The sequence below is a fragment of the Kitasatospora sp. MAA4 genome, assembly GCF_029893355.1.
In the GTDB taxonomy this organism is placed as follows: domain Bacteria; phylum Actinomycetota; class Actinomycetes; order Streptomycetales; family Streptomycetaceae; genus Kitasatospora.
Genome location: NZ_JARZAI010000004.1, coordinates 89,158 through 105,169, shown reverse-complemented (window position 1 = coordinate 105,169; position 16,012 = coordinate 89,158). Strand labels below are relative to the sequence as shown.

Below are 16,012 nucleotides of genomic sequence, written 5' to 3'. Positions count from 1 at the left end.
GACGGTTCGTCAGCCCTTCACCGCACCCTCGCCGACGCCGCGGAAGAAGTACCGCTGCAACGCCGTGAAGAGGGCCAGGATTGGCAGCAGGGCGATCATCGCGCCGGCCGCGATGACGCGCGGATCGGCGGCGAAGACGCTCTGCAGATAGGACAGTCCAACGGTGAGGGTGAGCTTGTCGGGGCTCTGCAGCACCAGCAGCGGCCACAGGAAGTCGTCCCAGGCCCCTATGAAGGTCAGGATGGCGATCACGCTCAGCGTGCCCTTCACGCTGGGCAGCGCGATGTGGCGCAGCCGCTGCCAGACGGTGGCGCCGTCGATCACGGCGGCCTCCTCCACCTCTGGTGGGATGGCCAGGAACGCGTTGCGCATCAGCAGCACGTTCAGCGCGCCGATCATCGCCGGCAGCGCCACCCCGACGAGCGAGTTGCCAAGGCCCAGCCGGGTGACCGTCTGGTACTGCGAGATGATGGTCACCTCGCCGGGCAGGATCAGCGTGGACAGGAACAGGCCCAGCACCAGGCGTCGGCCGCAAAAGCGCAGCCGGGCCAGCGCGTAGCCGGCGGTGGTGGCGCCCAGCAGGTTGCCGCCCACGCAGAGCGCCGCGACGATCAGCGAGTTCAGCGCGAAGTGCGTGATCGGGACGGTCCGGGCGACCTGCGTGTAGTTGTCCAACGTCGGGCGGTGCGGCAGGAGTTGCGGGGTGGCGGTGTAGACGTCCTCGAAGACGCTCTTCAGTGAGGTGGACAGCTCCCACAGCATCGGCCCGACCGTGACGGCCAGGATCACCAGCAGCGTCAGGTAGCGGGCGGTCAGGCCCAGCGGGGTCACCGCGTCGAAGACCGGCGATCGGCGGCGCCCGGGGGAGGGGGTGGTCATCAGTCGGTCCTCCGGTTCCAGCGCGCCAGGAGCAGCAGCGGGCCGATGGTCAGGACGAAGAGCAGCACGCTGAGCGCGGACGCGTAGCCGATCCGGCCGTCGCTGCCCGCGGCGGCCTGCTGGATCAGCATCACCAGCGACACGTCCTGGCCGCCGATCCCGCCGGTGCGCCCGCCGAGGATGTACAGCTCGGAGAAGACGCGCATGGCGTTGACCGCGATCAGCACCGAGACCAGCGCCATGGTGCCGCGTACCCCGGGAACGGTCACCGCCCAGAACCGGCGGACGGTCCCGGCGCCGTCCACCGCGGCCGCCTCGTGCAGCTCGCGGCGGACGTTCCCGAGCGCGGACAGGTAGAGCACCATGTAGTAGCCCAGGCCCTTCCAGACCGTCAGGGCGATGGCGCTGAACAGCAGTAGCCAGCGGTCGGTGAGGAACGGCAGGGCGCCGTGGAGCAGGCCGGCCTGCCTGCCGAGCCCGTTGACCAGGCCGCGGTCGTCCAGCAGCCACTGCCAGATCAGCGCCACCACCACGGCCGAGGCGATCACCGGGAAGTAGAACACGGTCCGGAAGAAGCCCATGAAGGGCAGCGTGCGCTGCACCAGCAGGGCGAGCAGCAGTGGCAGGAAGGTCAGCAGCGGGACGCAGACCGCCATGAAGATCAGCGTGTTGAGGATCGCGTCGCGCAGCTGCGGGTCGTGCCACATCAGGGCGTAGTTGTGCACGCCGATGAACCGACCGCCGCTGAGGGTGTGCACGTCGGTGAAGGAGAGCACACCGGTGTTGATCGCGGGCCAGAGGCTGAAGACGGCCAGCCAGAGCAGCGCCGGGGCGATCAACAGCCAGGGGGTGTACCAGCGGTGGGACGTCATCGTCGCCTCCCGGATGCCTCGGGGATCACTGGCCGAGCAGCTGGTTCGCCCGGTTGACGGCGTTGTCCAGCGCCTGCTCGGCCGGCTCCTTGCCGGTCATCGCGAGGGCGACCTGCTGGTTGAGGAAGGTGTTCATGGCGTCCGTCCACACCGGCGGGGTGAAGATCACTGCCTTCTGCATGTCCTGGTAGGCGATCACCGAGGCGTCGCCCTGCGCGGTGCCGTCGCTCCTGCTGTAGGCCGGGTCCGCGGCCGAGGCGGCGCTGCCGGGCAGGAAGCCGGGGGCCAGCTTGATGAAGGCCTTCTGGTTGGCGTCGTCGGTGACGAATCTGCCGAAGGCCAGCGCGAGCGGCAGGTTCCTGCTCCTGGCCGCCACCGAGATGCCCTGCACGTAGAGCGGGGCGGTGTCCAGGGCGGGGGAGGGGACGATCTGCGGGGCCAGGCTCGGGTTGCTCTGCAGGGTGCTCTCGATGTAGTTGCCGCCGCCGGTGGTCCAGGCCACCTCCTGCTTGGTGAAGAGCGCCGAGTTGCCCTCGTAGGTGCTGGTGAGCACGTTGGAGGGCAGGTAGCCGGCCGCGTAGGCGGCGGTGTACTTGTCCAGCATGGCGGCGGCGCCGGCGGTGTTGAAGGCGAACGTCCTGCCGTCCGAAGTCATCAGTGGAGTACCGGAGTTGACGATGTCGGAGAGTCCGGGCGGGCGGCTCATCAGGTAGTCCCTGCCGCCGGAGGCGTCGTGCATGACCTTGGCCTGGGCGACCAGCTCGTCGAAGGTCCTGGGCGGCTTGGCCGGGTCCAGGCCGTCGCGTTGCAGCATCGCCTTGTTCCAGTAGCTGACGTCGGTGCCCAGGTACCAGGGGAAGGCGAAGCCGTCGCTGCCCAGATCGGGGTAGGTGTAGGCGGCCACGCCGCTGTGCACGTAGTCCTGGGCCAGCGTGGGCACGTTCTTGGTGAGGTCGAGCAGTCCGCCGACCTTGGCGACCGAGTGCGCGATGTCCTGCGGGAGGTTGATCACGTCGGGGAGGCTGCCGCTGGTGACCTGGCTGCTCACCTTGTCGGCGTAGCCGTCGCCCGGCTGGTCCACCCAGGTGATCGTGGTGCCCGGGTGCTGGGTCTCGAAGTCCTTGATCAGGGCGGTGAAGTAGGGCGTGAACTTGTCGTTCTTCAGCGACCAGGTCTGGAAGGTGATGGTGCCCTTGAGCTGGGCGTCGGAGGCCACGGTCTGCTGGGACGCGGTGGAGCCGGCACCGCCGACGCCGCACCCGGTGAGCGAGGCCGCCGCGATCGCGGCGAGGGCGAGGCCTGCTCGGATTCCTGGCATGGAGATCTCCTGATCCTGCCCGGCCGGGCCTGCCCAAGGGGTGCGCAGGCGGGGGGCGAGTTGGCGGAAGTTTCTGGAGCGGTTTACTAAACCGGTCCAGCTCCTGCCTGTGGACTATGCTCCAGCTCGATAGAGGTGTCAAGAGAGGAAACCCCCACGATGAGCAGGCCGACGATCGCCGACATCGCCCGCGAGGCAGGGGTGTCCAAGGGCGCGGTGTCGTTCGCTCTCAACGGGCGCCCAGGGGTCAGCGAGGAGACCCGGCAGCGGATCCTGCTGATCGCCGAGCGGATGAAGTGGCGTCCGCACAGCGCGGCCCGGGCACTGGGCGGTGCGCGCGCCGGGGCGGTCGGCCTGGTGCTGGCCCGTCCGGCCCGCACGGTCGGGGTGGAGCCCTTCTTCGCCCAGCTGCTCTCCGGGTTGCAGGCCGAGTTCTCGGTGCGCTCGACCGCGCTGCAGCTGCTGGTGGTCGAGGACACCGCCGCCGAGATCGAGGTGTACCGGCGCTGGGCCTCCGAGCATCGGGTGGACGGCTTCGTCCTGGTCGACCTCCAGGTGCGCGACCCGCGCATCGAGGTGCTGGAGGAACTCGGCATTCCCACCGTGGTGCTGGGCGGTCCCGGCCGGCACGGCAGGCTGCCCAGCGTGTGGGCCGACGACCGCGAGGCGATGCTGTCGATCGTGGAGTACCTGGCCGCGCTCGGCCACCGCAGGATCGCGCACCTGGCCGGACTGCCGGCCTTCCAGCACACCCAGCGCCGGATCCGCGCGCTGCGCGACGCGGCGAAGCGGCTGGGTCTGAGCGAGGCGCTCTCGCTGCCCACCGACTTCAGCGACGCCGAGGGGGCGGCCGCGACCCGGACGCTGCTGGCCCGCCGCGAGCGGCCGACCGCGATCATCTACGACAACGACGTGATGGCGGTGGCCGGCCTCGGCGTGGCCACCGAGATGGGCGTGTCGGTGCCCGGCGAGCTGTCCATCGTCTCCTTCGACGACTCGGTGCTGGCCCGGATCGTCCACCCGCCGCTCACCGCGCTCTCCCGGGACACCTTCCTGCTGGGCGAGCAGGTCGCCCGGGCGCTGCTCGCGGTGATCGACGACCCGTCGGCCGCGGTGGACCTCAAGACGCCCACCCCGCGCCTGACGGTCCGCGAGAGCACCGCGGTCCCGCGCGGCTGAGCGCGCGTTGAGCGCGCTGCTGAGTGTGCGGCGCCCCGGCGGCATGGGCCGAAGCATTGACGGGTGAACTAAATCGCTTTAGCGTCCAGTCAGCGCAGTGCCGACGACGGCAGCGTGGGCGCGGCCGATGGGGTGACGAACAGCCGCTCCGCTGCCTGACTGATACCGCTCGAACGTCCCTCAGAGAGGATCGACCCGTGCCGGTCACCATCACCGCCGTCGAATGCACCGACCTGTTCGTCGGCACCGCCCACGCGCCGCGCCAGGTGCTGCGGGTGGTGCTCGACGGACCGCCCACCTCGATCACCGTCCAGGGACCGGGCGTGCGCGGCGAGGCGACCGGCACGGGCACGGTCGAGGTCCCGCTCGACGTGGCGGACGCGGCGCCCGGCACCGAGCTCCCGGTCACCGTCTCGGCCGGCCCGGCCCGCGTCGAGGCCGTCGTCACCGTTGCCGAGCCCGGCTGGACCATGTACCTGGTCTCGCACTTCCACTACGACCCGGTCTGGTGGAACACCCAGGCCGCCTACACCTCCCCCTGGGAGCTGCTCTCCGGCGACGCCACCACCCGGCCGCTCTGGGAGCGCAACGGCTTCGCCCTGGTGGACGCCCACCTCGAACTGGCCATGCGCGACCCGGTCTACAAGTTCGTGCTGGCCGAAGTCGACTACCTCAAGCCCTACTTCGACCAGCACCCGGAGCGCCGGGCGGACCTGCGCCGGCTCCTGGAGCGCGGCCAGGTCGAACTGGTCGGGGGCACCTACAACGAGCCGAACACCAACCTGACCGGCGCCGAGACGACGATCCGCAACATCGTCCACGGCATCGGCTACCAGCGCGACATCCTCGGCGGCGACCCGCAGACCGCCTGGCAGCTGGACGTGTTCGGCCACGACCCGCAGTTCCCGGGCTACTTGGCGGAGGCAGGCCTGACCGGCAGCGCCTGGGCGCGCGGCCCGTTCCACCAGTGGGGCCCGATCCAGAAGAACTTCCGGCAGGCCAAGGACGACGCGACCGTCATGCAGTTCCCCAGCGAGTTCGAGTGGATCTCGCCCTCGGGACGCGGCGTGCTCACCCACTACATGCCCAACCACTACTCGGCCGGCTGGTGGATGGACTCCTCCGCCGATCTGGCCACCGCCGAGGCGGCCGTCTACGAGCTGTACCGCAAGCTCAGGCCGGTCGGCGCGACGAAGAACCTGCTGCTCCCGGTCGGCACCGACTACACCCCGCCGAACAAGTGGGTCACCGAGATCCACCGCTCCTGGGCCGCCAGGTACGTGTGGCCGCGCTTCGTCTGCGCCGTCCCGCGCGACTTCCTCACCGCCGTCCGCGAGGAACTCGCCGCCGACGGCCGCCGTCCCAGCCCGCAGACCCGCGACATGAACCCGGTGTACACCGGCAAGGACGTCTCCTACATCGACACCAAGCAGGCCCAACGCGCGGGCGAGGTCGCCGCATTGGATGCGGAGAAGCTCGCCGTGCTGGCCTCGCTGCAGGGCCTGGGCGGATACCCTCAGGCGGCCCTCGACAAGGTCTGGCGCCACCTCGCCTACGGCGCCCACCACGACGCCATCACCGGCTCGGAGTCCGACCAGGTCTACCTCGACCTGCTCGGCGGCTGGCGCGAGGCTCACGACCTCGCCGCGCAGGTGCGCGACACGGCGCTGGACGCGCTGGTCGGCCGGATCGACACCCGCGGCGAGGGGCAGGCCGTCGTGGTGGCCAACACCCTCTCCTTCGACCGCTCCGGCACCGTCTCCGTCCGCCTCCCCGCGCAGTCGCCCGAGGTCCAGGTGCTGGACGACAGCGGCGCACCGGTGGCCTGCGCGCTGGACCGCGGCACGCTCACCTTCCACGCCGAGTGCGTCCCCGCGCTGGGCTGGCGCACCTGGCGCCTGGTTGACGGAACGTCAGATGCCCTGTGGGAAAACGCTGAAGGGCTGACGGCCGAGAACGATCGCTACCGGGTCACCGCCGACCCCGCCCGCGGCGGCGGCCTCAGCAGCGTCCACGACAAGCTGCACGGACGGGAGTTGATCCGCTCCGGCCAGGTCGGCAACGAGCTGCGGATGTACGAGGAGTACCCGCAGCACCCCGACTTCGGCGAGGGCCCCTGGCACCTGCTGCCCAAGGGCCCGGTGCTGGGGTCGCGCGAGAGCGCGGGCGCGGTGCGGCGCGAGGTCGGACCGCTGGGCGAGCGGTTGGTGATCGGCGGGACGGTCGACGGCCTGGCCTACGAGCAGACCGTCACCCTGTGGCACGGCGCCGACCGCGTCGACTGCCGCACCCGGGTGGTCGACCACGCCGGTGCCGACCGCCTGCTGCGGCTGCGCTTCCCGCTCGACCTGCCGGGCACGCTGCCGGTCAGCGAGGTCGCCGACGCCGTGGTCGGCCGCGGCTTCGCGCTGCCCGACGTGGACGTGGCCGAGGCGCCGTGGACCCTCGACAACCCCGCGAACACCTGGTTCGGCCTCGGCGCCACCGCCCGCGTCACCCTCACCGACCCGGACGGCGCCGCGCTGGGCGAGCGCGCGCTGGGCGTCGCCGAGGTGATCGTCCCCCGGCAGGCGGACGCCGCCGACGCCCGCGACCTGGTGGTGGCGCTCGCCCGGGCCGGCGTCACCGCGACCACCGCGAGCGCCGACGGCTCCCGCTACGGCTGGCTCGACGTCGACTCCAACCTGCCGGACTTCCGGATCGTCCTCGGCGGCCCCGAGGAGAGCGCCGCGGCGGCGGAGGTGCTGGAGCGGGCCGGCGCCGAGTACGCGACCGTGCTGGCCGCCCGCGGCCGGGTCTGGGTGCCGGCCGAGAAGCCGCTGACCGAGGTCTGGCAGCCCAACGCCGACCTGCGCGACCTGCGTACGCTGCCCGCCCTGCTGGTCACCGACCCCGCCGCGCTGGCCGCCGACCTCGCCGATGCCCGGATCGAAGCCGTCTGCCCGGGCGAACTCCCGGCCTCCGAGCAGCTCACCGACCACACCGCCGCGCTGCTCACCTACGGCCTGCCCGGCTTCGCCGTCGATCCCACCGGCGCCCTGCACCTGTCACTGCTGCGCTCCTGCACCGGCTGGCCCTCCGGCGTCTGGATCGATCCGCCCCGGCGCACCGCCGTGGACGGCTCCTCCTTCCAACTCCAGCGCTGGACCCACGACTTCAATTACGCCCTGGTCTCCGGTGCGGGCGACTGGCGGGCCCTGGCGCTGCCCGCGCAGGGCCAGGAGTTCAACCACGCGCTGCTCACCCGGCTGGTCCCCGCCCACGACGGGCCGCTGCCGGCCACCCGGTCGTGGCTGCGGGTGGAGCCCGCGCGCGAGGTGCGCCTCAGCAGCCTCAAGCCGACCGGCAATCCGATCGCCTGCGGGTCCGCCGCCGTCCTCGACCCGGCGGCCGGCGTCACGATCCGGCTGGTCGAATCCACCGGCCTGGGAAGCACCGCCCGACTGAGCGGCGCACTGGGGCTCGCCGACCTGCACCGGGCCGACCTGCTGGAACGGCCGCAGGAGCCGGTGGACGGTGAACTCCCGCTGGCAGGCGCCCAGGTGGCCACCTTCACTGCCCGGCCGACCGAGGCCGTGACTGCCTGCGAGCCGCTCGGCCCGATCGGTGAGATCGCCCAACCCGTCCACGCCCGTTACTGGTTGCACAACCGCGGCCCCGCCCCGATGGGCTACCTGCCGGTCTCGGTGGGCGTGAGCCCGGGGCTCCTGACGGTCCGTCAGCTAGCCGTGGAACTCGAACTGTCCGTGGTCCTCGCCTCGCACCTGCGGGACGCGGCGGTGGAGGGCACCGCCGAGGTGATCGCCCCGGCGGGCTGGCAGGTCGGCCTGCGCCGCCGCCCCTACCGCCTGGAGGCAGCCGGGCACCTGCGCTTCCCGGTCACCGTCACTCCGGCCGCCGACGCGCAGCCCGGCCTCTACTTCGTCGCGGTGCGCACCGAGTACGGCGGCCAGCAGGTCGAGGACGTCGCCACCGTCGCGGTCGGCGAGTTGCCCGAGCTGCTGCCGGCCGTCGGCGAACTCCCGGACGGCTGGGGCCAGGCCCAGGGCACCCGGGCTGCGACCGGGCGCGACACCGGCCTGTCGGTGGAGTCCGCCGCCCCCTGCGTACGGGTGGCGCCCGGCGGGCGGGCCCGGCTGGAGGTGGTGCTCACCAACCGCACGCGCGGCGAGATCCGCGGCGAGCTGCAGACCGTCTCGCCCTGGGGCAGCTGGGCGGCGATCGGTGCGCCGGTCTGCGGCTTCACCCTGGCGCCGGGGGAGCGGCGGACGGTCGGCTTCGACGTCGCGCCGCCGCCGGACACCGACCCGGGCGCCTACTGGGCGGTCACCAAGGTCATGTGGTTCGGCCGCTGCCAGTACGCGCCCACGGTCGAGCTGGTGGTGGCGCCGTGAGCGGGGGCCTGCTCGGCCTGCTGGACGGGTGTCCACTGCCGCGCGCCGAACTCGACCGCCGGCTCGCCGCGTTGCGCGAGGGCCCGCGGGCCTCCGCGCTGCCGGCGCCGGGCAGTGCGGAGGACCGGCAGCTGACCCGCTGGGTGGCGCAGGTGCTGCTGACCGAGGAGCTGTGCCGGGCCGAGGCCGCCGCGCGCGGCCTGGACTGCGCCGCCGCCCCGCCGGTGCGCCTGGACCAGCGGGCGGCGGTCGAGCTGGGCTCGATCGCGGCGGCCGCCTACGAGGGCAGCGCAGCCGTCCGCGCGGTGTTCGCCGCCGTGACCGCCGAGGTCGCGGCGCCCCCGGCCGAGCTCGCCGCCTACCGTGCCGCCACCTCCTCGGGAGAGCGGGCGCCCACCCGCTGGCGGATCCGCACCCCCGACGGCGACTTCGACGCGGACCCGGCCACCCTCCCCACCGACCTCGCCGCCGCCCTGCGCGCCGCGCCGCCGGGAGAGCCGGTCACGGTCGGCTCTTGGACGGCGGTAGTGCTGGAGCCCCCCGCCGAGCAGTCCCCGGCCCCCGATCCGGCCGAGCAGCTGCGCGCCTGCGCCCAGCGGATCGCCTTCGTCCGCTGGCTCGACCGGACCCGCGCCGAACGGCTCACCCTGGTCGAGGGCCTGGAGCACCCGGGCGACCCGTTCCAGCCGGACAACCACCACCGGCACTGAGAGCCTGGAGGATGACGAACGGAGCCCGGCGATGAACTGCTACGACTGCCACACGGCCGAACGGACCACCCCCGCCCTCGCCGTCTGCCACCACTGCGGCGCCGGCCTGTGCGCCGAGCACGCGAGGGCGCTGCCGGACACCGTCCATCACCTCAGCGGCACGGGTGCGTCCACCCTGCCGCGCCGCGCCCGGCGGATCAGCTGCTCGGTGTGCGCGGAGGCCGAGGCGCTGGGCTGACGCGGATGGGCCAGGCGTGCTGCTGGAACCTCGGCACGTACCGCGGCGAACCGCGCAAAACCCGGTAGCAGCGCCCAGACATGATCGAATTCACCCGGGCCAACGGAAATACCCGGTGGTCCGGGTGAGCTGAGCTGGGTGGAGGTGTGGCGCCATGGGCGACGAGCAGACGCACGAGCAGACGTACCGGACGGAACACGACTCGATGGGGGAGGTGAGGGTTCCCGCCGACGCGAAGTGGCAGGCGCAGACGCAGCGGGCGGTGCAGAACTTCCCGGTCTCCGGGCAGCGGCTGGGCCGGGCGCACATCGCGGCGCTGGCCCGGATCAAGGCCGCCGCGGCCAAGGTCAACGCGGAGCTCGGGATCCTGACCGAGCCGGTGGCCCGGGCGATCGTCTCCGCCGCCGAGGAGGTGGCCGACGGCCGCTGGGACGACCAGTTCCCGGTGGATGTCTTCCAGACCGGCTCGGGCACGTCCTCCAACATGAACACCAACGAGGTGGTCGCCACCCTGGCGGCCGAGCGGCTGGGCGCCCCGGTCCACCCGAACGACCACGTCAACGCGAGCCAGTCGTCCAACGACGTCTTCCCGTCCTCGATCCACATCGCCGCGACCGCCGCCGTCACGCGGGATCTGCTGCCCGCGCTGGACCGGCTGGCGAGCGCCCTGGAGGCCAAGGCCGCTGGGTTCGACCAGGTGGTGAAGGCGGGCCGGACCCACCTGATGGACGCCACGCCCGTCACCCTCGGCCAGGAGTTCGGCGGGTACGCGGCCCAGGTCCGCTACGGGCAGGAGCGGCTGCGGGCGACCCTGCCGCGGGTCGCCGAACTGCCACTGGGCGGCACGGCGGTCGGCACCGGCATCAACACCCCGCCCGGCTTCTCCGCCGCCGTGATCGCCGAGCTGGCCCGCGCCACCGGCCTGCCGCTGACCGAGGCGCGCAACCACTTCGAGGCGCAGGGCGCCCGCGACGCGCTGGTGGAGCTGAGCGGCCAGCTGCGGACGATCGCGGTCGGCCTCACCAAGATCGTCAACGACCTGCGCTGGATGGCCTCGGGCCCGCGCACCGGCCTGGGCGAGATCAACCTGCCCGACCTCCAGCCCGGCTCCTCCATCATGCCGGGCAAGGTGAACCCGGTGATCCCCGAGGTGGTCGCGATGGTCGCGGCCCAGGTGGTCGGCAACGACGCGACGGTGGCGATGGCCGGTGCGAGCGGCAACTTCGAGCTGAACGTGATGCTGCCGGTGATCGCCCGCAACCTGCTGGAGTCCGTCCGGCTGCTGGCCAACGCCTCCCGGCTGCTGGCGGACCGCACGGTGGACGGCATCACGGCCAACGTCGACCGGGCCCGCTTCTTCGCCGAGTCCTCCCCCTCGGTGGTCACCCCGCTGAACCGCTACATCGGTTACGAGGAGGCCGCCAAGGTCGCCAAGCAGGCGCTGGCGCAGTCCAGGACGATCCGCGAGGTGGTCCTTGACCGCGGCTACGTCGAGCGCGGCGACCTGACGCTCGACCAGCTGGACGAGGCGCTGGACGTCCTGCGGATGACCCGCCCGTGACTCCCTAGACCCGCTCGAGCTGCGGGAAGAGCACCTCGTCCAGCACCAGCCCGAGCGCCACCGCCACCGGCACGGCGACCAGCGCCCCCACGATGCCCAGCAGTGCGCCGCCGATCAGCACCGCCAGGACCGTCACCACCGGGTGCACCTCGACGGCGTACTTCATCGCCCTGGGCATGATCAGGTAGTCCTCGGCCAGCCGGAAGACGGTGTAGAAGGCCGCCGTGCCGAGCGCCACCGGGAAGGAGACCACCAGCGCGACCAGCGAGACCACCACGCCGCCGATGGTCGAGCCGACCACCGGCACCAGGTCCATCAGCGCCACGAAGAGCCCCAGCACCGCCGGATAGGGCACGCCCCAGGCCTCCAGCCAGAGGAAGGTGGCCAGCCCGGCGATGGCCGAAGTGACGATGTTGGCCAGCATGAAGCGCCCGGTGCGGATCAGGATCTCCTCGACCAGCTCCTCGACCCGGGCCCGCCGGGTGCGCGGCACGAAGCGGTAGCCGAAGGCCTTGATGGTGGGCAGTCCGGCCAGGAAGTAGAGCGTCAGGGTGCAGACGATCACCAGGTCGGTGAGCGTGCTCAGCAGCAGCTGGCCGGCCCCGAGCACGCCGTTGACCAGCGTCGTCGCGTTGCCGCCGTTCAGCTGCTGCTTCGCCCGGTCCACCAGGTGGTAGCGGTCCTCCAGCCGGCCCAGCACGGACTGGTGGTCGTGCAGTTGCTGGAGCCAGGCCGGGACGGCCTTGGCGAGCGCGTCGATCTCCCCGCTCAGCGGTGGGATGACCAGCGCCACGAAGCCGCCGGCCAGCCCCAGTACGGCCAGCGCGAGCACCAGTACCGCCCAGGCCCGCCGCAGCCCGCCGCGCAGCAGCCAGCCGACCATCGGCTCCAGGCTGATCGCGATGAACAGCGCCAGCAGGACCAGGGTGAGGATGCCGGTGATCCGGACCACCGACTGGGCCAGGTGGTAGGCCACCAGGGCGCCCACCGCCAGGCCGAAGCCGATGGTGAACCAGGAGCGCCGGACCCGCTCGCTCTGCTCGACCACCGTGCCCGCCCCTCCTGGCCTCACTCGCCCCGCCCCCGCTCGTCCGACGGGCCGTCAGGCACCGTCCGTCCACGATGCCATGGCACGCCCCGGTGCGCCTGCGCTGCGGGTCCGTGCGGGGCGGGCACGGTACGGGTACGGTCGAGGAGAACCCGGCCGTGCACGGAGGAGGAACTTCCATGACCGACGCAGCAGCGGCGCGGGCGGCGGTGCGGTGCGTGCCCGCGGTGCCCAGCTGGGTCACCCTGATGGCCCGGGACCTGGAGGCCGCGCAGGACTTCTACGGTCCGCTGCTGGGGTGGTCCTTCGAGCGCGGGCCGGACCGCTGGGGCCCGTACGTGCGGGCGGTGGTGGACGGCGTGGCGGTGGCAGGCCTGAGCTCCTCGGCGGATCTTCAGCTGCCGGTCGCCTGGACGACGTACTTCGGCACCGAGAACGCCGACGTGACCGCGGAGCGGGTCCAGGCCCGCGGCGGCACGGTGGCGGTGGGCCCGCTGGGGTTCGACGAGGGCCGGCTCGCGGTCGCCTCCGACCCGGCGGGCGCGCCGTTCGGCCTGTGGGAGGGCCAGGGGCGGCACGGGCCCGCCTGGCTCTCCTCACCCGGCGCGCCGGTCTGGATCGAGCTGCGCACCCGGGACGCGTTCGAGGCGGCGCTCTTCTACGGCGAGGTCTTCGCCTGGGACGGCCGCGACCCCCGGCAGCTGGAGGTGCGCTGGGAGCACGACCGGGTGGTGCTGCGCACCGCGGGCCGCAGCGTGGCGGCGCTGGCCGCGATGGTGCCCACCGACGAGGAGCACCGGCCCACCTGGCACGTCTACTTCTCGGTGCTGGACACCGACGCCTCGGTCGCCCAGGCCCTGGCGCTGGGCGCCACCGCGGCAGGGCCGGCCCTGGACACCCCGTACGGCAGGGTCGCCCACCTGCACGACCCGCAGGGCGGCCGTTTCTCGGTGATCAGCGGCCGCGGCTGAGGCGGTCACACCGGCTCATGGTAGGCCGGACGGGGGGATTCCGGCGGCCGTTCGGGGGAACGCGGTGGCGCGGTCGTTTGGGTGCGGCCGACCCCGGTAACGGGTCGGCCTACAGCCAACCAACCACCGGAGGAGTCCGCAATGGAACGAGAGACCGCCACCGCCACCAAGAGCGACCTGGGCGGCTGGCAGGAGCAGCTCCCGGTACGGGCCGCCGAGGAGCCCGAGCCGAGCGACTCGTTCGACCACGGGGACGCCGAGACGTACGCGGTGCTCGGCGAGGACTGACCTCAGGCTCGAAGGCCGGTCAGGTGGGGGAGCCCGCGGCGGCGCCGGTCTTCAGGTCGGCGCCCCAGCGGTCCAGCGCGTCCTGGAGGTCCAGCGGCAGCAGGCCGCCCTGGCCGTCGTCCCCGGGCCAGTCGGCGCGCGGGACGCGCCACATCACCTCGAACTCGATGCCGTCGGGGTCCTTGGCGTAGAGCGACTTGGAGACCCGGTGGTCGGTGGCGCCGACCATTGCCCGGCGCTTGCCCAACCGCTCGGCGATCTCGGCCAGCTCGCCGAGCGTGCCGACCTCCCAGGCGAGGTGGTACAGGCCGACCTGGCCGGGCACCGGTCCGCCCGCCTGCGCGCCGACCGAGAAGAGGCCGAGGTCGTGGTCGTTCAGGGTGTCCTCGGCGCTGAGGAAGGCGGCGCGGCCGGGGATCTCGACGTCGACCTTGAAACCGAAGACGTCGGTGTAGAACTCGACGGACCGGGCCACCTCGCGGACGTAGAGGACCGCGTGGTTGAGGCGTCGCACGGGCATGGTTGGCTCTCCTCAGGGGTTCAGGGGCACATTGCTTGAGCCTTCAAGGTTCAGGATAGAGCAGAGTACTTGAGTCCTCAAATATTGAGCTCTCAAGCATCACCACTAGGATAAGTCCCATGACCGAAACCCGATGGTTGGACGAGGACGAGCAGCAGACCTGGCGCGCGTTCCTGTGGGCCTCGCGACTGCTGAACGAGGCCCTGGACCGCCAGTTGCAGCGGGACTCCGGTCTGCCGCACGCCTACTACGTGATCCTGGTGATGCTCTCCGAGGCCCCTGGGCGCTCGCTGACCATGAGCGAGCTGGCGCGGCTGGTCCGCTCCTCGCCCAGCCGGCTCTCGCACGCGGTCAACCGGCTGGAGGAGTCCGGCTGGGTCCGGCGGGTGAAGCACCCCGGGGACCGCCGGACGACCTTCGCGAAGCTCACCGACGAGGGTTTCGAGGTCCTGGCGGCCGCGGCGCCCGGTCACGTCGAGGCGGTCCGCCAGCACCTGTTCGACCCGTTGAGCCGCGAGCAGGTGCTGGAACTGCGGGAGACCCTGCGGACCGTGCTGACCACGCTGGACCGCGACGGCGAGAGCTCCGCCCTCTTCCGCGACGGCGACCGGCGCAGTTGACCCCGCACACGGGTGCCCTGGTCAGGGCCACCGAGGCGCTATCCGCGCCCAACTGACCCACCGTCACCGATGGGCGCATAGGCTGTGCTCCAGGGACCCCGGGCGAACCGGCGCGGGGTGGGGCGGGCCGGCGGTTGCGGGCCGCCCTGACGGACCATCCGGACTGGGGGAGTCGTGCGTCTTAGGACTCAGGTGGGGATCATCGGTGCCGGGCCGGCCGGGTTGGTGCTGGCGAACGTGCTCCAGCAGGCCGGCATCGGCTGCGTGGTGGTCGAGCGGCACACGCGGGCGTACGTCGAGGCGCGGGCCAGGGCCGGGGTGATCGAGCACCGGACGGCCGACTTCCTTGCCCGGCACGGCCTGGCGGACCGGCTCCTCGCCGAGAGCGCGCGGCACGGCAGCTGCGAGTTCCGCTACCAGGGCGAGCGCTTCTCCGTCCCGTACGGCGCGCTCACCGGCGGCCGGGACCACCTGGTGTATCCCCAGCAGTTCCTGGTGCGGGACCTCATCGAGTCCTTTCTCGGCGCGGGCGGCACGCTGTTCTTCTCGCACCCGGTGGTCGGGGTGGCCGGCCTGGACAGTGACCGGGCGGTGCTGCGCTGCGAACCGGCTGGCAGTGATGCCGAGCTGGGGGACGGCGTCGGCCGCGGCGAACCGGTGGACATCGACTGCGAGTTCGTCGCCGGCTGCGACGGCTTCTACGGCGCCGCCCGCCCGTCCGTCCCCGCCGGGCGGCTGCGCGCGTTCGGCCGCCAGCACGAGTTCGGCTGGCTGGCGATCCTGGCCGAGGCGCCGCCGTCCACCGAGGAGATCATCTACGCCCTGCACGAGGAGGGCTTCGCCGGGCACATGCTGCGCACCCCCACCGTCAGCCGCTACTACCTCCAGGTGCCGGTCGGCGACGCGGTCGAGAACTGGCCCGACGCCCGGATCTGGGCCACGCTGCGTCGCCGACTCGCGGTCGCCGACTGGGAGTTGAAGACCGGCCGGATCACCGAGACGAGCATCCTGGACATGCGCAGTTTCGTGGTCGAGCCGATGCAGTACGGCCGGCTCTTCCTGGTCGGGGACGCGGCGCACATCATCACGCCGGCCGGCGGCAAGGGCATGAACCTGGCTGTCGCCGACGCCGGAGAGCTCGCCCGGGCGCTGACCGCCTACTACGCCGGCGCCGGTTCGCACCTGCTGGACGGCTACTCGGCCGCCCGCCTGCCGGAGGTCTGGCGCACCCAGGAGTTCTCGCGCTGGCTGCTGAACCTCACCCACAGCCCGGTGGGCGGCAGCACGGACGCGCCGTTCATGCACCGCCTGCAACTCTCCCGGCTGGCCCAGCTGCGCGACTCGGAGACCTTCGCGGCCACCTTCGCCGACGGCTACGCGGGCGCGCGGCCGGTCCTGTCGCCGGTCTGAGAGC

14 protein-coding genes are annotated in these 16,012 nt (G+C 72.5%); 9 read left to right on the top strand and 5 right to left on the bottom strand.

Annotated features, from left to right (window positions below; translation table 11 throughout):
• Positions 1-9: 9 nt before the first annotated feature.
• The 3 genes from P3T37_RS07130 to P3T37_RS07120 are packed head-to-tail and all read right to left on the bottom strand — an operon-like array spanning position 10 to position 3,069.
• The gene (locus tag P3T37_RS07130) at positions 10-879 is read right to left on the bottom strand and encodes a carbohydrate ABC transporter permease (RefSeq protein ID WP_280722591.1); all 870 of its coding nucleotides are present in this window, start codon (positions 877-879) and stop codon (positions 10-12) included.
• Positions 879-1,751 (bottom strand): sugar ABC transporter permease, encoded by an 873-nt coding sequence (locus P3T37_RS07125; RefSeq protein ID WP_280722590.1) that lies wholly within the window; start codon positions 1,749-1,751, stop codon positions 879-881. The genes P3T37_RS07130 and P3T37_RS07125 overlap by 1 nt, the downstream gene beginning before the upstream one ends.
• A 25-nt stretch (positions 1,752-1,776) precedes the next feature.
• Positions 1,777-3,069, bottom strand: a complete 1,293-nt coding sequence (locus tag P3T37_RS07120; protein WP_280722589.1) for an extracellular solute-binding protein — start codon at positions 3,067-3,069, stop codon at positions 1,777-1,779.
• Positions 3,070-3,228: 159 nt separating this feature from the next.
• Between P3T37_RS07120 and P3T37_RS07115 the strand changes: the two genes are divergently transcribed.
• The 5 genes from P3T37_RS07115 (at position 3,229) to P3T37_RS07095 (ending at position 11,151) form a co-directional block, all read left to right on the top strand.
• On the top strand, positions 3,229-4,248 hold the full coding sequence (locus P3T37_RS07115; protein ID WP_280722588.1) for a LacI family DNA-binding transcriptional regulator: 1,020 nt from the start codon (positions 3,229-3,231) through the stop codon (positions 4,246-4,248).
• A 197-nt stretch (positions 4,249-4,445) separates the two neighbouring features.
• Entirely contained in the window at positions 4,446-8,642 is a 4,197-nt protein-coding gene (locus P3T37_RS07110; protein ID WP_280722587.1) for a glycoside hydrolase family 38 C-terminal domain-containing protein, read from the top strand.
• Positions 8,639-9,352 (top strand): hypothetical protein, encoded by a 714-nt coding sequence (locus P3T37_RS07105; protein ID WP_280722586.1) that lies wholly within the window; start codon positions 8,639-8,641, stop codon positions 9,350-9,352. Before P3T37_RS07110 ends, P3T37_RS07105 begins: the two co-directional genes overlap by 4 nt.
• A 31-nt stretch (positions 9,353-9,383) precedes the next feature.
• A complete protein-coding gene (locus P3T37_RS07100) occupies positions 9,384-9,590 on the top strand; it encodes a DUF2180 family protein (protein WP_280722585.1) in 207 nt (68 codons plus the stop codon).
• Positions 9,591-9,744: 154 nt separating this feature from the next.
• Positions 9,745-11,151: a class II fumarate hydratase gene (locus P3T37_RS07095; RefSeq protein ID WP_280722584.1), complete on the top strand. Its 1,407-nt coding sequence runs from the start codon at positions 9,745-9,747 to the stop codon at positions 11,149-11,151.
• Positions 11,152-11,155: 4 nt separating this feature from the next.
• Here P3T37_RS07095 and P3T37_RS07090 read toward each other — a convergent pair whose 3' ends face one another.
• Entirely contained in the window at positions 11,156-12,199 is a 1,044-nt protein-coding gene (locus P3T37_RS07090; RefSeq protein ID WP_280722583.1) for an AI-2E family transporter, read from the bottom strand.
• A 179-nt stretch (positions 12,200-12,378) separates the two neighbouring features.
• Here P3T37_RS07090 and P3T37_RS07085 point away from each other — a divergent pair, with 179 nt between their 5' ends.
• Both P3T37_RS07085 and P3T37_RS07080 read left to right on the top strand, forming a co-directional pair.
• Positions 12,379-13,170 carry a VOC family protein gene (locus tag P3T37_RS07085; protein ID WP_280722582.1) on the top strand — a complete coding sequence of 264 codons (792 nt, stop codon included), beginning with the start codon at positions 12,379-12,381 and terminating at the stop codon, positions 13,168-13,170.
• Between the two features lie 141 nt (positions 13,171-13,311).
• Positions 13,312-13,458 carry a hypothetical protein gene (locus tag P3T37_RS07080; RefSeq protein WP_280722581.1) on the top strand — a complete coding sequence of 49 codons (147 nt, stop codon included), beginning with the start codon at positions 13,312-13,314 and terminating at the stop codon, positions 13,456-13,458.
• Between the two features lie 19 nt (positions 13,459-13,477).
• Here P3T37_RS07080 and P3T37_RS07075 read toward each other — a convergent pair whose 3' ends face one another.
• A complete protein-coding gene (locus P3T37_RS07075) occupies positions 13,478-13,978 on the bottom strand; it encodes a VOC family protein (protein ID WP_280722580.1) in 501 nt (166 codons plus the stop codon).
• Positions 13,979-14,097: 119 nt separating this feature from the next.
• On the opposite strand from P3T37_RS07075, the gene P3T37_RS07070 reads away from it, so the two are divergent.
• Both P3T37_RS07070 and P3T37_RS07065 read left to right on the top strand, forming a co-directional pair.
• Positions 14,098-14,598 carry a MarR family transcriptional regulator gene (locus tag P3T37_RS07070; protein ID WP_280722579.1) on the top strand — a complete coding sequence of 167 codons (501 nt, stop codon included), beginning with the start codon at positions 14,098-14,100 and terminating at the stop codon, positions 14,596-14,598.
• A 192-nt stretch (positions 14,599-14,790) separates the two neighbouring features.
• Positions 14,791-16,008, top strand: coding sequence for a 4-hydroxybenzoate 3-monooxygenase (locus tag P3T37_RS07065; protein WP_280722578.1), 1,218 nt, complete (start codon positions 14,791-14,793; stop codon positions 16,006-16,008).
• Positions 16,009-16,012: the final 4 nt, after the last annotated feature.

Excerpts from the sequence above, each read along its gene's own strand:
- P3T37_RS07130 (WP_280722591.1), bottom strand. The coding sequence starts at position 879 with ATGACCACCCCCTCCCCCGGGCGCCGCCGATCGCCGGTCTTCGACGCG.
- P3T37_RS07125 (WP_280722590.1), bottom strand. The coding sequence starts at position 1,751 with ATGACGTCCCACCGCTGGTACACCCCCTGGCTGTTGATCGCCCCGGCG.
- P3T37_RS07120 (WP_280722589.1), bottom strand. The coding sequence starts at position 3,069 with ATGCCAGGAATCCGAGCAGGCCTCGCCCTCGCCGCGATCGCGGCGGCC.
- P3T37_RS07115 (WP_280722588.1), top strand. The coding sequence starts at position 3,229 with ATGAGCAGGCCGACGATCGCCGACATCGCCCGCGAGGCAGGGGTGTCC.
- P3T37_RS07100 (WP_280722585.1), top strand. The coding sequence starts at position 9,384 with ATGAACTGCTACGACTGCCACACGGCCGAACGGACCACCCCCGCCCTC.
- P3T37_RS07095 (WP_280722584.1), top strand. The coding sequence starts at position 9,745 with ATGGGCGACGAGCAGACGCACGAGCAGACGTACCGGACGGAACACGAC.
- P3T37_RS07085 (WP_280722582.1), top strand. The coding sequence starts at position 12,379 with ATGACCGACGCAGCAGCGGCGCGGGCGGCGGTGCGGTGCGTGCCCGCG.
- P3T37_RS07080 (WP_280722581.1), top strand. The coding sequence starts at position 13,312 with ATGGAACGAGAGACCGCCACCGCCACCAAGAGCGACCTGGGCGGCTGG.
- P3T37_RS07075 (WP_280722580.1), bottom strand. The coding sequence starts at position 13,978 with ATGCCCGTGCGACGCCTCAACCACGCGGTCCTCTACGTCCGCGAGGTG.
- P3T37_RS07070 (WP_280722579.1), top strand. The coding sequence starts at position 14,098 with ATGACCGAAACCCGATGGTTGGACGAGGACGAGCAGCAGACCTGGCGC.